Raw genomic sequence first — 19,515 nt, forward strand, 5'->3', positions numbered from 1 at the left:
CCAGGGTACGTCGCCTAAGCCTGCGGATCCTCAGCCAGGGTGTCGTCGAAGACGTAGATGCTGCCGCCGTAGCAGGCCACCCAGACAGTGTGGGTGATCGGCTCGTAGGTGATGCCGATCGGGTTGGCGTCGGTCGGCTCCTTCTGCAGCACCTCCATGTCATCGGTGCTGATCTTGGCCACGGAGGGCTCGTAGTAGTTGACGACGTAGAGAGCCGTGCCGTCCGAGGACATGATCATCGAGCGAGGCTCGCGACCGGAGACGACCTGATCGACGATCTCCTCGGTCTCGGTGTCGATCTTGTAGATGGTGTCCGCGCCGCTGACCGCCATGAAGAGGAACTTGCCGTCCGGGGAGAGGTTGAGGTGGCGCGGCTTGCGGCCGGTCTCCATCATCACCTCGGACTCACCGGTCTCCAGGTCGACCTTGAACAGCTTGTCGGCATACATCGCCGCGACATAGGCCGTGCGGTTGTCCGGGAGCACCTCGATCCCCCGGGGAGCAGCGGCGATCGGGATCGTCTTGATCTCCTCGGCGCTCTCCCGGTCGACCACGGAGATCGTGGAGTCACACCAGTTGCTGACCAGGATCGTCTTCTGGTCCGGGGTGATGTCGACGTACTTCGGGACCGCACCGACCTTGATGACCTGGTCCCACTCCATCAGCTCGGCGTTGAAGCGATAGAGCAGGGACGGGCCGACACCACTGTCGGGTGTGCAGTCGTCGAAACCCTCGACCCCGAAGCTGTCGCCATACATGGTGTATTGCGAGACGTAGGCAAACTTGCCGTCATCGGTCCAGGCTGCCTCGACCGGCGACCCCTTCGCCGTGCCGGGGTGGTCCTCGACCCCGAAGTCCTCGGGCACGATCTCATCGGACAGGGTCGCTGCGACCTCGCGACTCTCGGCGTCATAGAACGTCGACGAGTGGCTGTACATCATGTTGTTGGCGACCACCAGGCCTGCCCCGGAAGCCACGACGGACTTGGGCGTGATCGGGTCCTCGTCGGTGCCGGTGATGTAGTCGATGCGCTCCATGAAGGACGTGTCGGAGGGGATGGGGGGTGGGCCAGCCACCGGGGCCGATTCCTCGGCTGCGTCCGTCGTCTCCTGGTCCCCGTCATCGGAGGTGGCGTCCACCAGGTCCTCACCGAGGCTCACGGTCGGCTCCGGTGCGGTGTCGGCTGGTGCGGTGTCCGCAGCCTCCTGGGCGGGGGCGTCCGGGTCGTCGGCACCGCCGGTCAGGCAGGCGGTCAGCGTGCCGGCGAGCGCCAGCACCGCCACTCCCCCGACGATGGCTCGACGCCGCTGGTACTTGGTCTCACGGCGCACTCGCATGGTCAACTCCTCGACTCCGGGCGATCTGTGCGGCGCACACCCCACCCGACCTGGTCAGCACGGGCCCAGCGTAAACGCCGGAGCGGTCGAGACCTGCTAGGCGCTCCGTGCGTCAGTGGCTGCACACCTCATCGAGGAGCGTAGGGAGCCACCACGACCTCGACCCGCTGGAACTCCTTGACGTCGGTGTAGCCGGTCGTGGCCATCGCCCGACGCAGCGCGCCCATCAGGTTGGTGGTGCCCGAGGCATCGCGACCAGGACCGTTGAGGATCTCCTCGAGGGTGCCGACGGTGCCCACCTTGACCCGCTCCCCGCGCGGCAGGAACGGGTGGTGTGCCTCTGAGCCCCAGTGGAAACCGCGCCCGGGCGCCTGCTCGGCACGAGCCAGCGCCGCGCCGATCATGACGGCGTCCGCGCCACAGGCGACGGCCTTGACGATGTCGCCCGACTGGCCCATGCCTCCGTCGGCGATGACGTGGACATAGCGGCCACCGGACTCATCCAGATAGTCACGTCGCGCGGCCGCCACGTCGGCGATCGCGGTGGCCATGGGGGCGTGGATGCCCAAGGTGGTGCGGGTCGTGTGGGTGGCGCCACCACCGAAGCCGACCAGGACGCCTGCGGCCCCGGTCCGCATCAGGTGCAGGGCCGCGGTGTAGGTCCCGGCACCACCCACGACGACCGGGACATCGAGCTCGTAGATGAACCGCTTGAGGTTGAGCGGCTCGGTGTTGCTGGACACATGCTCGGCCGAGACGGTGGTGCCGCGGATCACGAACAGATCCACCCCCGCGTCGACCACGGTGCGCCAGAACTGCTGGGTGCGCTGCGGCGACAGCGAGCCAGCCACGGTGACCCCCGCATCGCGAATCTCCTTGAGCCGCTGGGTGATCAGATCCGGCCGGATCGGCGCCGCATAGAGCTCGCGAAGGCGCGCGGTTGACGCTGCCATCTCAAGGTCGGCGATCTCCTCCAGATAGGGCGTCGGGTCGTCATAGCGCGTCCACAGCCCCTCCAGGTCGAGCACGCCCAGACCGCCGAGCTGTCCCATCGCGATGGCCGTCTGCGGAGACACCACCGAGTCCATCGGGGCCGCGATCACCGGGAGCTCGAAGTGGTAGGCGTCGATCTGCCAACCGATGGAGACATCCTCCGGGTCGCGGGTGCGCCGCGAGGGCACCACCGCAATGTCCTCGAAGGAGTAGGCGCGTCTGCCGCGCTTGCCACGTCCGATCTCGATCTCGCTCACCCGGTCAGGTTACAAGGCCGGGGGCAGATGACGACTCGCCAGCCACACGGCATACTGGAAATTGAAAACTTGACCGCATGACCAGGTGACCTCGGAGGCCCTCGTGGAACAGACCACCAGCCCAGCACCCGCCGACCGGCAGCCGGTGCTCTATCTCAGCCATGGTGCGCCCCCGCTGGCCGACGACGAGACCTGGACGGGCCAGTTGCGGGACTGGTCCGACCGCCTGGCCACGCCGAGGAACATCCTGATGGTCTCTGCCCACTGGGAGAGCGCCCCACTGACACTCAGCGCCAGCGAGCGCCAGCAACCGCTGGTCTACGACTTCTGGGGCTTCCCGCAGAAGTACTTCGAGGTCGAGTACGCAGCCCCGACCGCACCGGACCTGGCCCACGACGTGAGCACCCTCATCGGCGGCCCCGTCCACCGCGACGAGGGGCGCGGGTTGGACCACGGGGCCTACGTCCCGCTGGTGGAGATGTTTCCGGAGGCTGACGTGCCGGTGCTGCAGATGTCGCTGCCGACGCTCGACCCCCGTGCACTCTTCGAGGTGGGGCGGCGGTTGGCGCCGTTGCGTGACCAGGGCACCCTCATCGTTGGCTCCGGCTTCACCACGCACAACCTGAAGTGGTTCAACCCCCGCAACCCCGCCGACGCTCCCCCGCCGCAGGTGTCAGCGGAGTTTGACCACTGGGCCGCGGAGGCCCTGGCCCGCCACGACGTGGACGCGGTCCTGGACTTCGAGACGAAGGCTCCTGGGGCGCGTGAGGCCCACCCGAGGACCGAGCACTGGGCACCGCTCTACGTCACGTTGGGCGTCGCGGCGGCCAGTGGCGGGTTGGACAACGAGGTGGCCGTCGACGGGTTCTGGTATGGCCTGTCGAAGCGATCCTGGCAGTTCGGCTGAGGCCGTGCGCCGGGGCCGTGCGCCGAGGCCGCTCGGACCGTGCGGGGCGGGCTCAGCCACCCACGCTGTAGTTGGGTGCCTCGACGGTCATCTGGATGTCGTGCGGGTGCGACTCCTGCAGGCTGGCCTGGGTGATGCGGACGAACTGGCCGCGCTCCTGCAGGTCGGGCACCGTGCGCGCGCCCACATAGAACATCGCCTGGCGCAGGCCCCCGGACATCTGGTGGATCACGTTGGACAGCGCGCCCTTGTAGGCGACCCGGCCCTCGACACCCTCCGGCACGATCTGGTCGTCACTGCTGACCTCGGCCTGGAAATAGCGGTCCTTGGAGTAGGACTGCTTGCCGCGTGAACTCATCGCCCCGAGCGAGCCCATGCCGCGGTAGGACTTGAACTGCTTGCCGTTGACGAAGATCAACTCGCCCGGGCACTCCTCGCACCCGGCCAGCATGGAGCCCATCATCACGGACTCGGCGCCGGCGACGAGAGCCTTGGCGATGTCGCCGGAGTATTTCATCCCACCGTCGGCGATGACCGGCACTCCGGCCGCCCGCGCCACCTGCGCGGCCTCGTAGACGGCCGTCAGCTGCGGCGCCCCGATGCCCGTGACGACCCGGGTCGTGCAGATCGCCCCCGGGCCGACCCCGACCTTGACCGCGTCTGCGCCGGCCTCCACGAAGGCTTGTGCGCCCGCGCCGGTTGCCACGTTGCCGCCCACGACCTGGACGTGTCGGGTGGCCGGGTCTGACTTCAGTCGCTGCACCATCTCGATCAGCATGCGCACGTGCCCGTGGGCCGTGTCGGCGACCAGCACGTCGACGCCAGCGTCGATCAGCGTGGTGGCCCGCTCCCAGGCGTCGCCGTAGTAGCCGATCGCGGCGCCCACCAGGAGCCGTCCGTGGCTGTCCTTGCTGGCGCGGGGGAACTGCTCGGACTTCACGAAGTCCTTCACCGTGATCAGGCCGGTGAGGCGGCCCTCACTGTCCACGAGCGGGAGACGCTCGCGCTTGTGGGCCCGCAGGATGCTGGTTGCCTCCCCGTGGCTGACGTCAGACGGGGCGGTCACCAGCGGGGTCGAGGTCATGACGTCACGGACCAGCGTCTGCTCCCACTCGGCCACCGGGGTGAACCGCAGGTCACGGTTGGTGCAGATGCCGAGCAGGTGGTTCTGCGCGTCGACCACGGGGAGGCCGGACACGCGATACTGCCCGCAGATCGCGTCGAGCTCCTCGAGGGTGGCGTCGGGGCCGATCGTCACCGGGTTGGTGATCCGCCCGGTCTGGGTGCGTTTGACCAGGTCCACCTGATAAGCCTGATCCTCGATCGACAGGTTGCGGTGCAGGATGCCGATGCCGCCCTGACGGGCCATGGCGATGGCCATCCGCCCCTCGGTGACGGTGTCCATGGCGGCCGAGACCAGCGGCAGACGCAGGCTGATCTCGCGGGTCAGCCGACTGGTGGTGTCGATCTGCTCCGGCACCAGGTCGGTCTCCCCCGGCAGCAGCAGCACATCGTCGTAGGTCAGGCCCAGTGCGCGGAACGGATCGGGGACGGCAGGTCGGGAGTCAGCCACGGTCATGCCTGCCATCCTAGGGCCGCTCCGGCACGCTTCTGGCCTCCGGTGACCCCTCTCACACCTCGTTCCCGCACTACCCCGGGGCAGGTCTCGCCCGGGACTCGGTCAGGCGAGGTCCTTGGCCCTTGGGCGAGGGCGTGAGACCCTGCGGGAGCAGGCATTCGGACAATTTCACGAATTTGACACCGTCGGGGGCGACTGGGGATACAGTTCACCCGAACGAACCACATACTGCACGGGCAACCGCGCAGTATCTCAGGAGACGGACGGGCACGAAGGTGCCTGAAGGATGAGAGGTGGGCGCACGTGGGTGACACGACTTCCGGACCCAGTCCGGTTGCTGACCAGTGGGACTGGCAGTTCGAGGGCCTGTGCCGCACAGTGAGCCCGGAGCTCTTCTTCCACCCCGAGGGCGAGCGTGGTTCTGCCCGCCGGCGGCGTGATGAACGCGCCAAGAGGCTCTGCCTGCAGTGCCCGGTCCTCGAGCCCTGCCGTGCCCATGCGTTGAGCGCTCGCGAGCCCTATGGGGTGTGGGGGGCCATGACGGAGGAAGAGCGCACCGCGGCCCTGTCCGAGGCGGACATCGCCCCCGATCCGGCGGCGACCCCAGACAGCGAAGAGCCCGGCCGCAACACGGCGTGAGCCGTGCCCGACCGGGCTCGTCAGGTGCGAGCACCCGGCCGGGAGTCAACCCAGCCGGGTGTCGCCCAGGTCAGTGGCTGTGGCCGTGACCGTCGTTGTCCTGCTCCTCCGGCTTGTCGACGACCAGGGTCTCGGTCGTCAGCACCATTGAGGCGATCGAGGCCGCGTTGCGCAGCGCCGACCGGGTGACCTTGACCGGGTCGATGACACCGGCGGCCAGCAGGTCGCCATACTCACCCGTCGCAGCGTTGAGTCCGTGACCGGACTCCAGCTCGGCCACCTTGGCCGTGGCCACGTAACCCTGCAGACCAGCGTTCTCAGCAATCCAGCGCAGCGGCTCCTGGGCCGAGCGACCCACGATGCTGGCACCGACTGCCTCGTCACCCTCCAGCGAGAGCTCGTCCAGCACCTTGGCGGCGTGGATCAGAGCCGAACCGCCGCCGGCGACGATGCCTTCCTCAATCGCAGCGCGGGTCGCGGAGACCGCGTCCTCGATGCGGTGCTTCTTCTCCTTCAGCTCCACCTCGGTGTGCGCACCGACCTGGATCACGCAGACGCCACCGGACAGCTTGGCGAGACGCTCCTGGAGCTTCTCGCGGTCCCAGTCAGAGTCGGTGTTGGCGATCTCGGAGGTGATCTGGTCCACGCGGGCCTTGACCTCGTCGGCGTCGCCCTCACCGTCGATGATGACGGTGGAGTCCTTGGTGGCCACGATGCGGCGGGCCTTGCCCAGCACCTCGAGACCGACCTGATCCAGCTTGAGGCCGACCTCCTCGGCGACGACCTGGCCACCGGTGAGGGTCGCCATGTCCTGCAGCATCGCCTTGCGGCGGTCGCCGAAGCCCGGGGCCTTGACGGCCACGGCGTTGAAGGTGCCACGCATCTTGTTGACCACCAGGGTCGACAGTGCCTCGCCCTCGACGTCCTCGGCCACGATGAACAGCGGCTTGCTCTCGCCGATGACCTTCTCCAGCAGCGGCAGCAGGTCTGACACCGAGGAGATCTTGCCCTGGTGGAAGAGGATGTAGGCGTCCTCCAGGACGGCCTCCATGCGCTCGGTGTCGGTGACGAAGTAGGGCGAGAGGTAGCCCTTGTCGAACTGCATGCCCTCGGTGAAGTCCAGCTCCATCGCCGTCGTGGAGGACTCCTCGACGGTGATGACACCGTCCTTGCCGACCTTGTCGAAGGCCTCGGCGATCAGGTCACCGATGACGGTGTCCTGGGCCGACAGGCTCGCCACCTGAGCGATCTCGTCACGGCCCTCAAGCTCGCGTGCGGTGTCCAGCAGACGCTGGGAGATGGCCTCGACCGCCTGGTCGATGCCGCGCTTGAGGCTGGCGGGGCTCGCACCAGCGGCCACGTTGCGCAGGCCCTGGTGGACCATGGCCTGTGCCAGCACCGTCGCGGTGGTCGTGCCGTCGCCGGCCACGTCGTTGGTCTTGGTCGCGACCTCCTTGGCCAGCTGAGCACCCATGTTCTCGTAGGGGTCCTCCAGCTCGACCTCACGGGCGATGGTGACGCCGTCGTTGGTGATGGTGGGGGCGCCCCACTTCTTGTCCAGCACGACATTGCGGCCCTTGGGGCCCAAAGTCACCTTCACGGCGTTGGCCAGGGCGTCGACGCCCCGCTCCAGCGCCTTGCGGGCGTTGTCGTTAAATTCCAGCTGCTTAGCCATCAGGGCCGGTCCTTCCGTTGCGTTGAGTCAGTGCACGACACCCCGGTGACCCCTGCGCACTGCACGGGTCCCGGGGCGTCTGCGGAGGTCAGTTGTTGTCGACTGTTCAGCCGACGACGGCCAGCACGTCACGCGCGGACAGGATGAGGTACTCCTGGCCACCGTGCTTGATCTCAGTGCCGCCGTACTTGCTGTAGATGACGCGGTCGCCCACGGCGATGTCGAGCGGGATGCGCTCGCCGCCGTTGTCGTTGAAACGGCCGGGGCCGACGGCCAGGACCTCACCCTCCTGGGGCTTCTCCTTGGCGGTGTCCGGAATGACCAGGCCGGAGGCGGTGGTCTGCTCGGCCTCGACGGCCTTGATAACGATCCGGTCTTCGAGCGGCTTAATGGAAACCGACACGGTGGGACCTTCCCTTCGCGAGTTCGACTGTCAGTGTCTGTGTCCGGTCGGGGCCGCCGTCGCGGGGGTCGGCTCGTTCCGGGCTGTTAGCACTTGCAGGTGCAGAGTGCTAACACTGAATCTATGCATCGATTAGCACTCGGTCAAGCCGAGTGCCAGAGTTTCGCTCAGAGAAGAGCCTCGCCAGCTCACAACAGCGGGTGCAGCGGCTCCAGGATCCACTCGGCAGCTCGTGAGAAGAGGCCGCGCTCCCGCCACTCGTCCAGGGTCATCTCGTGCGCGTTGGCCAGGTCGCGACTGAAGATCTCCTCCATCCGCGCAGCCTGCCCACGGTCGTGGATCTCCAGGTTCACCTCGTAGTTGCCGATCATCGACAGCCGGTCGATGTTGGCCGTCCCGACAGTGGTCCAGGTCCCGTCGACCGTGGCGGTCTTGGCGTGCACCATCACGTCCTGATAGAGGAAGAGGCGCACACCTCCTTCGAGGAGGTTGCTGTAGTGCGAGCGCGCGACCCAGTCAGCCACGACGTGGTTCGACGCCTCGGGCATCAGGACGCGCACGTCCACCCCACGCTTGGCAGCCGCCAGCAGGCCGCCGAGGATCTCCCGGTCCGGGATGAAATACCCCTGCGTGATCCAGATCCGGTGCACCGCCCGGTCGATGGCCTCCAGATAGATGCCCCGCACCGGGAAGACCAGACGGCTCGGCTCGTTGCGGGCCGCGAGGATCCGCGAGTTCCAGACCGGTGACCCGCTGTCCTCGAGCTCGGGGTGGTTGCGCTTGCGGTGCCGGTTCCAGAAGTCGACGAAGGTGTTCTGGAGCTCCCACACAGCGTCACCGGTCACCCGCATGTGGGTGTCGCGCCACTTGTCGACATACAGCGAGCCGATGTTGTAGCCACCGACGAAGCCAACCAGCCCGTCGACCACCAGCACCTTGCGGTGGTCCCGCCCGGTGCGCCGGACGTTGACGAGCAACCCGGACCGGATCGTCGGGAACTTCAGCACGTGCACGGGGTCTGGGAACGACTTGAACTCGCGCGGCACGACCAGGTTGGCAAACCCGTCGAAGACCAGGCAGACCTGCACGCCTCGCTCAGAGGCACGGATCACGGCGTCCTTGAACGCCTGACCCATCTCGTCGCCCTTCCAGATGTAGGTCACCAGGTAGACATACTCGGTGGCCTGGTCGATCGCCTCGATCATGTCCCGGAAGAGGTGCTCGCCGTAGGTGTAGGTCGTGAGCTCATTGCCATCGACCTCTGCCGGCAGCGGCTCGTGGGGCGGCACGGAGTGCTCGTCGGGCTCACGGGCCTTGCGCATCTTGTCCGCCACCGTCAGCGCCACGGCCAGGCTCATCGGCGTGGCGACACTGGCCACCCCGGCCCCCACGAGCAGCCGCCTCGTGCTGCGGCGCAACTGATCCCGTCTGCTCATGGCACGAATCTATCCGGTCGGGCTGATCGTTCCCCACCCGGTTTCTCTGCGGCCCATCGGGGAGGATGGCGCAATGGACCCCGAAGCCGTTGCGGCCCTGAGCGACCCGGTCGCCTGGGAGCTCCTCCAGTCACTGCCGCCGTATGACGAGGGGTCGGCCCTGGCGCTGAGCACCAGACTGCGCACGGCTGGCCATGATCCGTCCCTGGTCGCCGCGGTGCTGACGCAGTCCCGCCTGCGAGCTCGTGGGCGGGTGAAGTTCGGGGACCGGGTGGACCAGATGCTGCTCACCCCCGACGGGGTCGAGCAGTCCACCCGTTGGCAACTGGCCCAACGGCACGCTCGGCGATTCCTGGCTGCTGGTGTGGACACCGTCTGGGACCTCGGCTGTGGACTCGGTGGCGATGCCCTGGCCCTGTCCTCGATCGGGCTGTGCGTGGACGCGGTGGACGCCGACCCGGCCACCACTGCCATCGCGACCGTGAACCTGCGGGACCTGCCCGGTGTGACGGTGCGCCAGGGCCTCATCGAGGACCTCCACCTGCAACGCGCCCCGGGACGGGGAGCCTGGCTGGACCCCGCCCGTCGGCTGCCGGGGCACACCGACCAGCACGGCCGGGCCAGACGCACGTTCTCCCTCGACCAGCTCGCCCCGACCTGGGCCACGGTGCAGGAGGTCGCCGCCCGCCTCGGCCACGTCGGCGCCAAGCTCGCGCCGTCCTTCCCGCGCGATGCCGTGCCGGCTGGCGCCGAGGCACAGTGGGCCTCCTTCGGCGGCGAGGCCCTGGAGTGCACCATCTGGTGGGGCGATCTGGTGCAGCGCCCCGGCCGCTCGGCACAGGTCCACACCGGGCCTGCCGACGGGGGTCAGTGGTTGGAGGTTCACGACGACGGGGGTGGGCCGGCGCCGGCCGCCGAGGTCGCGGACGAGGTGGGCGGCTGGCTCTATGAGCCGGACCGGGCTGTGCTGCAGGCGGGGCTCACCGGCACCCTGGCCCGGCTCGTCCGGGGCATCGAGACGGCACCTGGGGCGGGCTACGTGACCGGACCGGACGAGGTGGACATCCCGTGGGCGCGCAGGTTCCAGGTCCTGTCGGTCCACCCGCTCTCGGTCAAGCCACTGCGTCGCTGGGCCCGGGAATCTGACATCGGTGCCCTGACGATCAAGAAGCGTGGGGTCTCCGTCGACCCGGACCGGCTGCGCCGAGATCTGCGACTGTCCGGCTCACGCGACGTCGTGGTGGTGCTGTCCCAGCTCGCCGGCCGCCCGACGCTGATCGAGGTCGAGCCCGTCGTCACCTGAGCCGTCCGCCTCGCCTCAGCGTCAAGCGCGCAGCGACATTACCGCCGTCCCGTGCACACCAACCGGCCCAAGGCGCACGCGTCATGCCCCTCGATCCCGTGCATACGAACAGGCAATGTCAGAGGGCTCGTGACAACAGTGCAGGTCAGCGGCTTGCGTCAGCCCACGGAGCTCCACGTTGCCTGTTGGCGTGCACGGCCACGATCGATCAATGACCGCAGCCGGAGCCGATCGGGTGGTCCCCCACCGGTGTCGGGAGCGCCCCTGGAGCCGTTGTCTCTCCGAGCAGCACCTGCACCAGGGCCTCCATGGTGGCGGGGTCTCGCCCGTAGGCCGCGATCAGCGCCGTGGACGCAGAACTGTCTGCCAGGGGGTAGGGCCGGTCGGTGGTGACCACGATGTCCCCACTGCCGGTGCCGGGGCCGCCCGCTCCGCCACCTGCCTGATAGGTCGACCCGCCCACGAGCACCACCGAGTCACCCGACCCGGTGCCAAGACCCGCTTCCTGCGCGGCCTCGGCGAGGTTGGCACGGTCGGTCTCGGTGCCGCCGCTGATGGTGATCGAGTCCCCCACGAGCCGCTCACCACAGGCACCGGTGAGCTGGGTCAGCCCTGCCGCGGCGGCCCGCACCGACAGGTCGTGCGCCGAGCCGATCACCGAGGCGCCAGGAGCGGGCACCTGCTGCTGGTGGCGCAGCGTGGCGACAACGCGGGCCGCGGAGTCCTCCAGGTCTGCTCGATCAAGCGTGCCGTCTGCGAGGGCGGCCACCACGGCATCCAGCGAGCCGATCGGGTCCGGCGGCATCAGCAGCACGTCGACACCGGCCAGCAGCGCCGACACCGCAGGGTGCTGATCGCCGGAGGCCTCCGTGATCGCGCCCATGTTGAGCGCGTCGGTGACCACCAGACCGGTGAACCCCAGATCCTCCTGCAGCAGACCGGTGAGCACCGCAGAGGAGAGGGTGGCCGGCTGGCCCGGGTCGATCGCGTCAACAACGATGTGCCCGGGCATCATCGCCGGCGCGCCGGCGTCGATCACCGCACGAAAGGGCACCAGGTCCCGCTCCTGCAGGGTGGCCAGGTCAGCGGTCTGCTCGGCCACCCCCAGATGGCTGTCCGTGGTGATGCTCCCGTGCCCGGGGAAGTGTTTGGCAACGGGCAGGATGCCTGCGTCGGCGAAGCCGGCCAGTTCAGCGATGGCGGTCTGCGCCACCAGCTCGGGATCGCTCCCGGGTGACCTGGCTCCAATGGTCGGGTCCTGCGGACCAATGGTGGTGTCGGCCGACGGCGCGAAAACGACGGTGTAGCCCAGGGCGCGCAACTGCTCCCCCGAGGCCTGCGTGACCTCCTGGGTCAGCTCCGGGTCGCGTGCGGCACCCAGGGCCATGGCGGCGGGCCAGTGATCAAGCGGGGCGCCGACGCGGGTGATCGGACCGCCCTCTTGATCGATGCCCAGGAAGGCCGGCCAGTCGCGCCCACTGTCGGTGACCGCGTCCTGCACGGCCCCGGTCAGCTCGGTGAGCAGGGGCACCCGCGAGTCCACTGCTTCCGGCACGTTGGCGCCCAGGGTGATGACTCCAGCGAGGTGGTGCTCGCGCACGAGGTCAGCGGCAGCGCCGGCATCAGTGCCCTGATAGGACGCCACGATCAGTTGACCGACCAGCTCTCGGTCGGTGAGGTCGCTGACGTCCTCGCGCGCCGTGGTGATCTCATCCGGCGTCGGCAGACCCAGGCTGGCAGGAGCCGCCCCGGAGGATGAGGTGGCACTCGGGTCGGGGGTGCTCGGGTCGGGGGTGCTCGGGTCGCCGGTGCTCGGCGACGTGGACGGGTCAGGCGTTGCCCCGGGGGTCTGCGAGGGGCTCTGCGTCGTGGGAGCGCCACCGCCCGGCTCGCTGTTGCTCTGGCCGTCGGTCGTGGCCACCGACGAGGACGATGTGCCGAGGACCTCTCCCCCGCCGCTGCACGCGGTCAGCACCAGCACGGAGGCGGTGAGCGCGGCCACCAGGCTGCGCGTGCCCGCACTGCCAGCGCGGCGCGCACTGCCACCACTGCCAGCACGGCCTGGGCGGCCGGTGCTCGTGCCGGCCCTCCGCGCCCCACTGCTCACGAGGCCAGCCTGATCCCCGGTCGGATCTGCTCCACCGGCTGAGAGGAGTCGGCCGGGATGTCCAACGGGGACGACTCGTGCCCCGCGGCGATCAGCAGCGACCCGAGAGCGGCGACCATGGCACCGTTGTCGGTGCACAGGTCGCGCCGCGGGACGCGCAGGCGGATGCCGGCCTCGGCACACCGCTGTTCCAACAGCTCGCGCAGCCGCCCGTTGGCTGCCACGCCACCACCGAGCTGCAGGTCCATCACGTCGTGCTCGGTGCAGGCCAGCACAGCCTTGCGGGTGAGCACATCCACGACGGCCTCCTGGAAGGACGCGGCAACGTCGGCGACGGGCACCGGCTCACCGGCGCGTTCCTGCGCCTGCACCCACCGGACCACCGAGGACTTCAGCCCACTGAAAGAGAAGTCATAGCGGTGCCGCTCCATGTCCCTCCCGGAGGTCAGTCCGCGCGGGAACCTGATGGCCCTGGGGTCACCCTCACGAGCGACCCGGTCGATGTGCGGCCCACCCGGATAGGGCAGCCCCAGCACTCGAGCGACCTTGTCGAAGGCCTCACCCGCGGCGTCGTCAATGGTGGCCCCGAGAGAGCGGATGTCGCTGGTGATGTCAGGGACGTGCAACAGATTGGTGTGCCCCCCGGAGACCAGCAGGGCCATCATCGGCTGTGGCAGCGGGCCATGGTCCAGCACGTCCACTGCGACGTGGGCCCCCAGGTGGTTGACGCCATAGAGCGGCACACCCAGTGCCAGCGACAGCGTCTTGGCGGCGGCCACCCCCACCAGCAGCGCCCCGGCCAGACCAGGGCCAGCGGTGACCGCGACCGCGTCCACATCACTCAACTGCACGCCCGCATCGGAGCAGGCGCGCTGGATCATCGGCACCATCGCTTCCAGGTGCGCGCGGCTGGCGACCTCGGGCACGACCCCACCGAAGCGGGCATGCTGCTCCACACTGCTGGCGACAGCATTGGCCAACAGCGTGGTGCCGCGGACCAGCCCGATCCCGGTCTCGTCGCAGCTGCTCTCGACTCCCAGCACCAGTGGGTCACCCACGGGCCACCACCTCTTTCCGCATGATAAGCGCATCGACCCGCCGGTAGTCTTGTCGGGGGGTACCCGAGGGGCGGAGCCCCCCGGGCGGGTAATACCCGCGGCGCCGGTGCACCTCCGCGAACCCGTGCCGGTCATACAGCCGGATCGCCGCCTCGTTGTCTGCCCGGGCCTCCAGCATCACCTGGGTCGCACCGGCCGCCGCCGCACGGTCCACGAGCCGTTCGAGCAGGACGGTGCCCAGGGCCTGTCCGCGCAGGACCGGGTCGACCGCGATGGTCATCACATCGGCGGTCTCTCCGCCCAGATCCAGGCCCCCATAGCCGAGCACCCGCTCGTCCTCCAGCACCACGTAGTCACGCCGTGGCCTGGCGGCCAGCTCGGCCCAGAAGGTGCCCTGCGACCAGGCGTCCTGGGGGAAGGAGGCAGCCTCGATGCGGTGCACCTCCGGCAGGTCCTGCCATCGCATCGCCCGCACGGTCTGACTCACGAGGCCACCTTGGGCGGCCCCGGCTCGGTGGCGTCTGGGCGGCGCAGATAGAGCGGCTCGGGAGGCAGCAGTATGCCGTGGCCCGGCGTCGCGTCCTGGTCGGCACCGGCGGTGAGGGCTCGGTGGGCGACGATGCCGATCCAGCCGGGCGCCACGTCCGTGGGGGCATCATCGGCGGCCCGGGTCAACACGTCATAGAGCAACGGGCCCTGCCCGACCGCGGGCAGGGCGCGCACGGACGCAGGCAGGTCGGCCGCGCGGGCGACGTCCGGACCGCCGGTGCGGTGCGCGACGCCGTTGGCCACGGCAAACTGCGCCCAGTAGACCTCCTTGCGCCGGGCATCGGTGGCCACCAGGAAGGGACCGTCCACAACCTGCTCGGCGACGGCCTGCTCGGCCAGCGCGTCCAGGGAGCAGATGCCGTGGACCGGGATGCCCCGCACCTGCCCGAGGACCAGTCCGGTGACCACACCGACCCGCAGGCCGGTGAACGGACCCGGACCGACGCCGACAGCGACAGCGCTGAGGTCCGCGACCCTGACGCCGGCCGTGGCCAGGGCCTGGTCCATGGCCGGGGCCAGCAGCTCCCCGTGGCGGCGCGAGTCCTGGTGGGTCACCTCGGCCAGGACCCGGCCGTCGTCGAGGACGGCGGCGCCGAGGGATCCGGTGGCGGTGTCGAGGGCGAGCAGCACCGCACCAGGCTACGTCTTCTGGGGTGTGACACCGCACCTCATGATGTCCCAGGGCGGCTGGAGCCACGGTCGTGCTGTGCTCAGACGTCCAGCTCGGCGATCTCGCTCGGTGTCACACGGCCCTCACGCACGAGCACCCGGCACAGCGAGCGAACCACCAGCGGGTCGTACTCGTAGCCCAGATTGAGACGGATCCGCTGCAGTGCCTTGATCGTGGCCGGACGCCGTGTGGAGGCGGCGGTGAGGTCGTCGAAGGCGTTGCTGACCTTGAGGATCCGGCACAGCAGGCTCACATCGCGTGAGTCCCGGCCGTAGCGGTAGGGCGCGGCCTGGCCGGCAACGATCAGCGACAACCGACTCAGCTCGGCGGTCCGCGCCAGGATCGAGGCCCCCGTGTTGGCGATGCGGCGCTGGTCCAGTGGCGAGATGTCGACCGTGGCACCGCCCGGGATCTGACGCTGCAGGGTGACCTGCCCGAGGTCGTGCAGGAGCGCGGCATACTCCAGATCGACCAGGTCGCGCTCCGCCAGCCCCAGGTCGCGCCCCAGCGCCAGGGACAGGTGCGCCACCCGCACCGCGTGACCCTGCGTGGTGAACCCACCCTGGTCGGTGATCCGGGACAGCGACCGGATGGTCTGACGCTGCGCATCGCGGACCAACGACTGCCGACTGACCGCGAGCTGGAGCAGCAGGAGAGGGGCAAGGAAGAGCGGGATCGCAATGGACCCCAGGGCGCCGACAGCAAGGGCGAGCACGACGGAGCTGGTGGCGGTCGCCAGGGCGAGAGGACCCACGGCGCCCACCTCGTCGACCAGGGACTGCCACAGGAGGGCATGTGTGCTGGTCGAGTGCTGCATGGCCAGCAGCGTGAGTTGCACGAGCATCGCCGCCACGCCGACGAGGAGCATCGTCATGGCGGTCAACCACAGGATGTCCTCCCACTCGACGGCCCAGTCGGCCAGGGGGCGCCCACCCAGCGGCAGCTCACGATAGAGCAGTGCGGTGAGGGTGACGACCAGCACTCGCGAGGCGATCTGAGGCGCCACGAAGGCGCCGATCCCGATCCACTGGCGCAGGGCCTGACCGAACAGGGTGGCCAGGCCGACGACCACGATCACCAGGCCAGCGGAATAGCCCGCAGCAATGTCTCCTGGCAGGGCGGTGGTCATCGGCATGGCCAGGGCAGCGGCCAGCGCAATGGGCGGGAAGTCGCGCGTGCCGAGCACGTTGACTCGCCACAGCTCACCCACCACGATCGTGACCGCATAGACCAGGGCGACGCCCCAGCCGGTCGGGGCGACCTCGCCGACGAGCAGGACAGCCTGCACGGTCGCGGCGATCATGATCACCCCGGCCAGCCAGATCAGCAGTTGGGAGCGCGAGCGCATCCTGCCGGCCCGCTTCACCTGGTCACCTCCCCGTCAGGCGACCACTCGGCATACAGATCGCTGACCAGGGGGTCGTCGTGGTCGTGGGCATCGCCCACGACGGACCGCACGTCGTCCTCGATGACCGTCGGCCACCACCGTCGGGTGGCGAGGGCCTCCGCCAGCGCCTCAACGACAGCCGCATCCAGGTGGGTGCCGGTCCTGGCCCGCAGCACCTCCAGCGCCTTGTCCTGATCAAGTGCCGCGCGATAGGACCGGGTCGTGGTGAGGGAGTCGAAGGCGTCAGCTGCCGCGATCACCCGGGCGAACAACGGGATGTCCTCCCCCGACAGGCCGGTCGGGTAGCCGCGACCATCCATCCGCTCGTGGTGGTGCAAGACCCCGAGCATGGCACCGCCCAGGAAGTCGATGCCCTCCAGCATGCGCACGCCGGCCTCGGGGTGGGTGGTGATCGTGACCAGGTAGTCGACGTCGACGGGGCCGCTGGCGCGCGGGACGCGAGGAGCAGCAGCGATCAGACCGATGTCGTGCAGCAGCGCGGCGTAGTGCAGGGCCTCGCTGCCTACAGTGTCGATGCCGACCCTGGGTGCGATGCGGTCGCAGAGCTCGGCCACGCGCGCGCTGTGGCCGGCAGAGTAGGGGTTGGCCTCCTCCAGCGCTGCCACGATGGTGCGGACGGTGCGCAGGTGCGAGCGCCGCTCCACGGCGTCGCGACTGAGCGTCCATTGCGCGATAAACATGGGCCCCAGGATGAGCACGGCGCTGAAGGTCCCGACCCCCACCGGGGCCCAGAGCACGACGAACAGGAAAGCGATCAGGGCATGGGTCAGATAGCCGCCCCCGACCCGACGCAGCGTCCGGAGCGCGACGTCCCAGACCCGGGCCCCACTAACAGCACGGGCCATCCCGCCGATGAGCAGACAGTTGAGGAGCGTCATCACGACGTAGCCGACGACGAGCGGGACCGCAACGCGCAACAACAGGTCGAGTGGCGATAGGTCTCGATTGTCGTCGGGTGAGACGCCTCCCGCGAAGATATACACGAGGCCGCCCACCCCACCGACGACCCCCGTCATGCCGGCGTTGAAGAGTCTGGTCCGCAGCCGCTGCGAGCGCACGCTGCCCAGGTAGGACAGGAAACCGACGATGACGGCACCGGTCGGGCCCGCCAGGGGCAGCGCCGCGGCCAGGATCACGGTGGCGACCGAGACGCCGAGGTGGGGGCCGAGGTCACGCTCGCGCAGGGACGAGCCCAGGATGCCCAGGCCGGTCAGGACCGCGACAACGACGCCGGACGGGGGGCGACCCACCTGCAGGGCCACCAGCCCCAGAGCCAGGGCCAGCAGGCACACCGCCGTGACATAGCCCGCCACAGCGACGCTCGTCTGGTCGGCAGGATGCGTGGGCCGAGACTGCACCCGGGCAGACTGAAGCGGCGCCGACACCTGATATTTGTCAGGCATCGACGCCGCTCAGAAACTCAGTCAACCAGGGGGACCGTTCAGTCCTCCCAGCTAATGATGTCGGTGAATCCACCGCCACCAAAGCCATTCAGCATGTTCATCAGTGCTGCGATCATCGTCTCAGTCCTTCCCGGGGCCGATACTTTGGTTGTCCTTGCACGTCGCCCCTCCTGCGCGGGCGGCATGCGCAAACATGGTCATAGGGTGTCACATCTTGCGAGGAGTTGACATGCCCATGGCGCAATTCTAAGCATTCTTTGCCGAATCCTTACCATTCGGACGCTCTTCTGCGGAGTTTGTGCGTGGACCACGCACGGTTGGCTCGCAGAACCCTCCCGGCACTGGGGTCTCGACCGCCAGAGTCTGTGCCAGAATGGGCAGCCGGACCGGTGGATCACCAGCGCCCCACCACGCGCCCCGCGTGGGGGCTCGCCGGCCACCGCAGTGCCCCAACCGTGAGGAGATGCCATGAGCAAGCGTGCCCGCAAGCGCCGTGACCGCAAGAAGAAGGCCGCCAACCACGGCCGCAAGCCCAACGCCTGACCAGCTCCGGCGCACCGCCTCAACACCAGGCGCTGTGCCAGACACAGAAGGACCCCGTCGCCCTCGTGGGCACGGGGTCCTTCTGTGTTGCTGACGAGGCCGTGTTCTGGCGCCGGTGACCGCTGGACGGTGACCCAGACGGTCAGGCGCGGCCGTCGCCGAGGTGCTCGGTGATCGTGATGGTGCTGATCCGCGCCATGATCTGGGTGCGCAGGGCGGCCGGCGCGGCCTCCGAGCTGCACGCCCGCTTGACCATCTCCTTCAGGAGCAGGTCACGCTCGTACTCGCGCAGACAGGACCCACACGCATCCAGGTGCTCCCGGATCCGCACGCCGTCCTCCTCGGCTGCCTCATGGTCGACATACTCAAACAGGCGCAGCACGACCTGCGCGCAATCGGTCTGTTGACTGTGCTCCGACTGGCTCATGACGTCACCGCCTGCTCGTTAATGAATCCGCGCTCCAGCGCGTAGTCCGTCAGCAGATCGCGCAGCTGGCGCCGACCGCGGTGCAGTCGAGACATCACCGTGCCGATGGGGGTGTCCATGATCTCGGCGATCTCCTTATAGGCATAGCCCTCGACGTCCGCGAGGTAGACCGCCAACCGGAAGTCCTCACCGATCGAGGCCAGGGCGCGCTTCACATCGGAGTCCGGCAGGTGGTCCAGTGCCTCCGCCTCCGCGGACCGCAGCCCGCTGGAGGTGTGCTGCGCGGCACGGGCCAACTGATAGTCCTCGACCTCGGCCGCGTCCGACTCCAACGGCTGCCGCTGCTTCTTGCGGTAGGTGTTGATGTAGGTGTTGGTCAGGATGCGATACATCCAGGCCTTCAGGTTGGTGCCGGGACGATACTGGTGGAAGGCGGCGAACGCCTTGGCGAACGTCTCCTGCACCAGGTCCTCGGCATCCGTGGGGTTGCGCGTCGTGCGCAGCGCCGCGCTGTACATCTGGTCGAGCAGCGGCATTGCCTCCCGCTCGAATCGGGCGGCACGCTCCGCGGGCGTCTCCGCCGCGACATCCACCTCGTGGTCCGGGTTGACCGGCTCCTCGGTCACGTCATCACTAGTCATCGGTGTCCACGATAGCCCGGTGGGCCGTGCTGATGCGCTCCCACCGAAGCGGACGGGACCGGGCACACGCACTCCGGCGTCGGGGGCAGCCAGGCAGGCAACCGTCATACGTCCTCCTGAAGGTCTTGCGTTCTCACAAGGTTGAACAGCGCCGAGCCCTCGACGATTCCCACGCCTTGT

General features: G+C 68.9%; 18 protein-coding genes. 4 read left to right on the plus strand and 14 right to left on the minus strand.

The window, feature by feature from the left end:
* Nucleotides 1–14: 14 nt before the first annotated feature.
* Nucleotides 15–1,337 carry a YncE family protein gene (locus NF556_RS14435; protein ID WP_252591610.1) on the minus strand — a complete coding sequence of 441 codons (1,323 nt, stop codon included), beginning with the start codon at nt 1,335–1,337 and terminating at the stop codon, nt 15–17.
* Nucleotides 1,338–1,465: 128 nt separating this feature from the next.
* Nucleotides 1,466–2,587 (minus strand): GuaB3 family IMP dehydrogenase-related protein, encoded by a 1,122-nt coding sequence (locus NF556_RS14440; RefSeq protein WP_252591611.1) that lies wholly within the window; start codon nt 2,585–2,587, stop codon nt 1,466–1,468.
* Nucleotides 2,588–2,690: 103 nt separating this feature from the next.
* On the opposite strand from NF556_RS14440, the gene NF556_RS14445 reads away from it, so the two are divergent.
* Nucleotides 2,691–3,494, plus strand: a complete 804-nt coding sequence (locus NF556_RS14445) for a dioxygenase family protein (protein ID WP_252591612.1) — start codon at nt 2,691–2,693, stop codon at nt 3,492–3,494.
* Between the two features lie 52 nt (nt 3,495–3,546).
* Here NF556_RS14445 and guaB read toward each other — a convergent pair whose 3' ends face one another.
* Nucleotides 3,547–5,073, minus strand: a complete 1,527-nt coding sequence (gene guaB, locus NF556_RS14450) for an IMP dehydrogenase (RefSeq protein WP_252591613.1) — start codon at nt 5,071–5,073, stop codon at nt 3,547–3,549.
* A gap of 303 nt (nt 5,074–5,376) precedes the next feature.
* Between guaB and NF556_RS14455 the strand changes: the two genes are divergently transcribed.
* Complete coding sequence (locus NF556_RS14455; RefSeq protein ID WP_252591614.1) at nt 5,377–5,712, plus strand: WhiB family transcriptional regulator; 336 nt, start codon at nt 5,377–5,379, stop codon at nt 5,710–5,712.
* 70 nt (nt 5,713–5,782) lie between these two features.
* Here NF556_RS14455 and groL read toward each other — a convergent pair whose 3' ends face one another.
* The 3 genes from groL to NF556_RS14470 all read right to left on the minus strand — a co-directional run bounded on the left by groL (nt 5,783) and on the right by NF556_RS14470 (nt 9,226).
* Nucleotides 5,783–7,387, minus strand: a complete 1,605-nt coding sequence (gene groL / locus NF556_RS14460) for a chaperonin GroEL (protein WP_252591615.1) — start codon at nt 7,385–7,387, stop codon at nt 5,783–5,785.
* A gap of 106 nt (nt 7,388–7,493) precedes the next feature.
* Nucleotides 7,494–7,790 carry a co-chaperone GroES gene (gene groES, locus NF556_RS14465; protein WP_252591616.1) on the minus strand — a complete coding sequence of 99 codons (297 nt, stop codon included), beginning with the start codon at nt 7,788–7,790 and terminating at the stop codon, nt 7,494–7,496.
* Between the two features lie 188 nt (nt 7,791–7,978).
* Entirely contained in the window at nt 7,979–9,226 is a 1,248-nt protein-coding gene (locus NF556_RS14470) for a phospholipase D-like domain-containing protein (protein WP_252591617.1), read from the minus strand.
* Between the two features lie 73 nt (nt 9,227–9,299).
* Here NF556_RS14470 and NF556_RS14475 point away from each other — a divergent pair, with 73 nt between their 5' ends.
* The gene (locus NF556_RS14475) at nt 9,300–10,529 is read left to right on the plus strand and encodes a class I SAM-dependent methyltransferase (protein WP_252591618.1); all 1,230 of its coding nucleotides are present in this window, start codon (nt 9,300–9,302) and stop codon (nt 10,527–10,529) included.
* A 208-nt stretch (nt 10,530–10,737) separates the two neighbouring features.
* Here the strand turns inward: NF556_RS14475 and NF556_RS14480 are convergent, their stop codons facing one another.
* From NF556_RS14480 to NF556_RS14505, 6 genes are all read right to left on the minus strand, one after another.
* Complete coding sequence (locus NF556_RS14480; protein WP_252591619.1) at nt 10,738–12,636, minus strand: glycoside hydrolase family 3 protein; 1,899 nt, start codon at nt 12,634–12,636, stop codon at nt 10,738–10,740.
* Complete coding sequence (tsaD, locus tag NF556_RS14485) at nt 12,633–13,694, minus strand: tRNA (adenosine(37)-N6)-threonylcarbamoyltransferase complex transferase subunit TsaD (RefSeq protein ID WP_252591620.1); 1,062 nt, start codon at nt 13,692–13,694, stop codon at nt 12,633–12,635. Before tsaD ends, NF556_RS14480 begins: the two co-directional genes overlap by 4 nt.
* Nucleotides 13,687–14,181, minus strand: coding sequence for a ribosomal protein S18-alanine N-acetyltransferase (rimI, locus tag NF556_RS14490; protein WP_252591621.1), 495 nt, complete (start codon nt 14,179–14,181; stop codon nt 13,687–13,689). The genes tsaD and rimI overlap by 8 nt, the downstream gene beginning before the upstream one ends.
* Nucleotides 14,178–14,873 carry a tRNA (adenosine(37)-N6)-threonylcarbamoyltransferase complex dimerization subunit type 1 TsaB gene (gene tsaB, locus NF556_RS14495; RefSeq protein ID WP_252591622.1) on the minus strand — a complete coding sequence of 232 codons (696 nt, stop codon included), beginning with the start codon at nt 14,871–14,873 and terminating at the stop codon, nt 14,178–14,180. The genes rimI and tsaB overlap by 4 nt, the downstream gene beginning before the upstream one ends.
* A gap of 80 nt (nt 14,874–14,953) precedes the next feature.
* Complete coding sequence (locus tag NF556_RS14500; RefSeq protein WP_252591623.1) at nt 14,954–16,279, minus strand: HD-GYP domain-containing protein; 1,326 nt, start codon at nt 16,277–16,279, stop codon at nt 14,954–14,956.
* Complete coding sequence (locus NF556_RS14505) at nt 16,276–17,679, minus strand: HD-GYP domain-containing protein (protein ID WP_252591624.1); 1,404 nt, start codon at nt 17,677–17,679, stop codon at nt 16,276–16,278. The genes NF556_RS14500 and NF556_RS14505 overlap by 4 nt, the downstream gene beginning before the upstream one ends.
* A 513-nt stretch (nt 17,680–18,192) precedes the next feature.
* On the opposite strand from NF556_RS14505, the gene NF556_RS21530 reads away from it, so the two are divergent.
* Complete coding sequence (locus NF556_RS21530) at nt 18,193–18,267, plus strand: 50S ribosomal protein bL37 (RefSeq protein WP_373288732.1); 75 nt, start codon at nt 18,193–18,195, stop codon at nt 18,265–18,267.
* Nucleotides 18,268–18,409: 142 nt separating this feature from the next.
* On the opposite strand, the gene rsrA is transcribed toward NF556_RS21530, so the two are convergent.
* Complete coding sequence (gene rsrA, locus NF556_RS14510) at nt 18,410–18,694, minus strand: mycothiol system anti-sigma-R factor (protein ID WP_252591625.1); 285 nt, start codon at nt 18,692–18,694, stop codon at nt 18,410–18,412.
* Nucleotides 18,691–19,443 (minus strand): sigma-70 family RNA polymerase sigma factor, encoded by a 753-nt coding sequence (locus NF556_RS14515; protein ID WP_425606999.1) that lies wholly within the window; start codon nt 19,441–19,443, stop codon nt 18,691–18,693. Before NF556_RS14515 ends, rsrA begins: the two co-directional genes overlap by 4 nt.
* Nucleotides 19,444–19,515: the final 72 nt, after the last annotated feature.

It is taken from the genome of Ornithinimicrobium faecis (genome assembly GCF_023923225.1).
Classification (GTDB): domain Bacteria; phylum Actinomycetota; class Actinomycetes; order Actinomycetales; family Dermatophilaceae; genus Ornithinicoccus; species Ornithinicoccus faecis.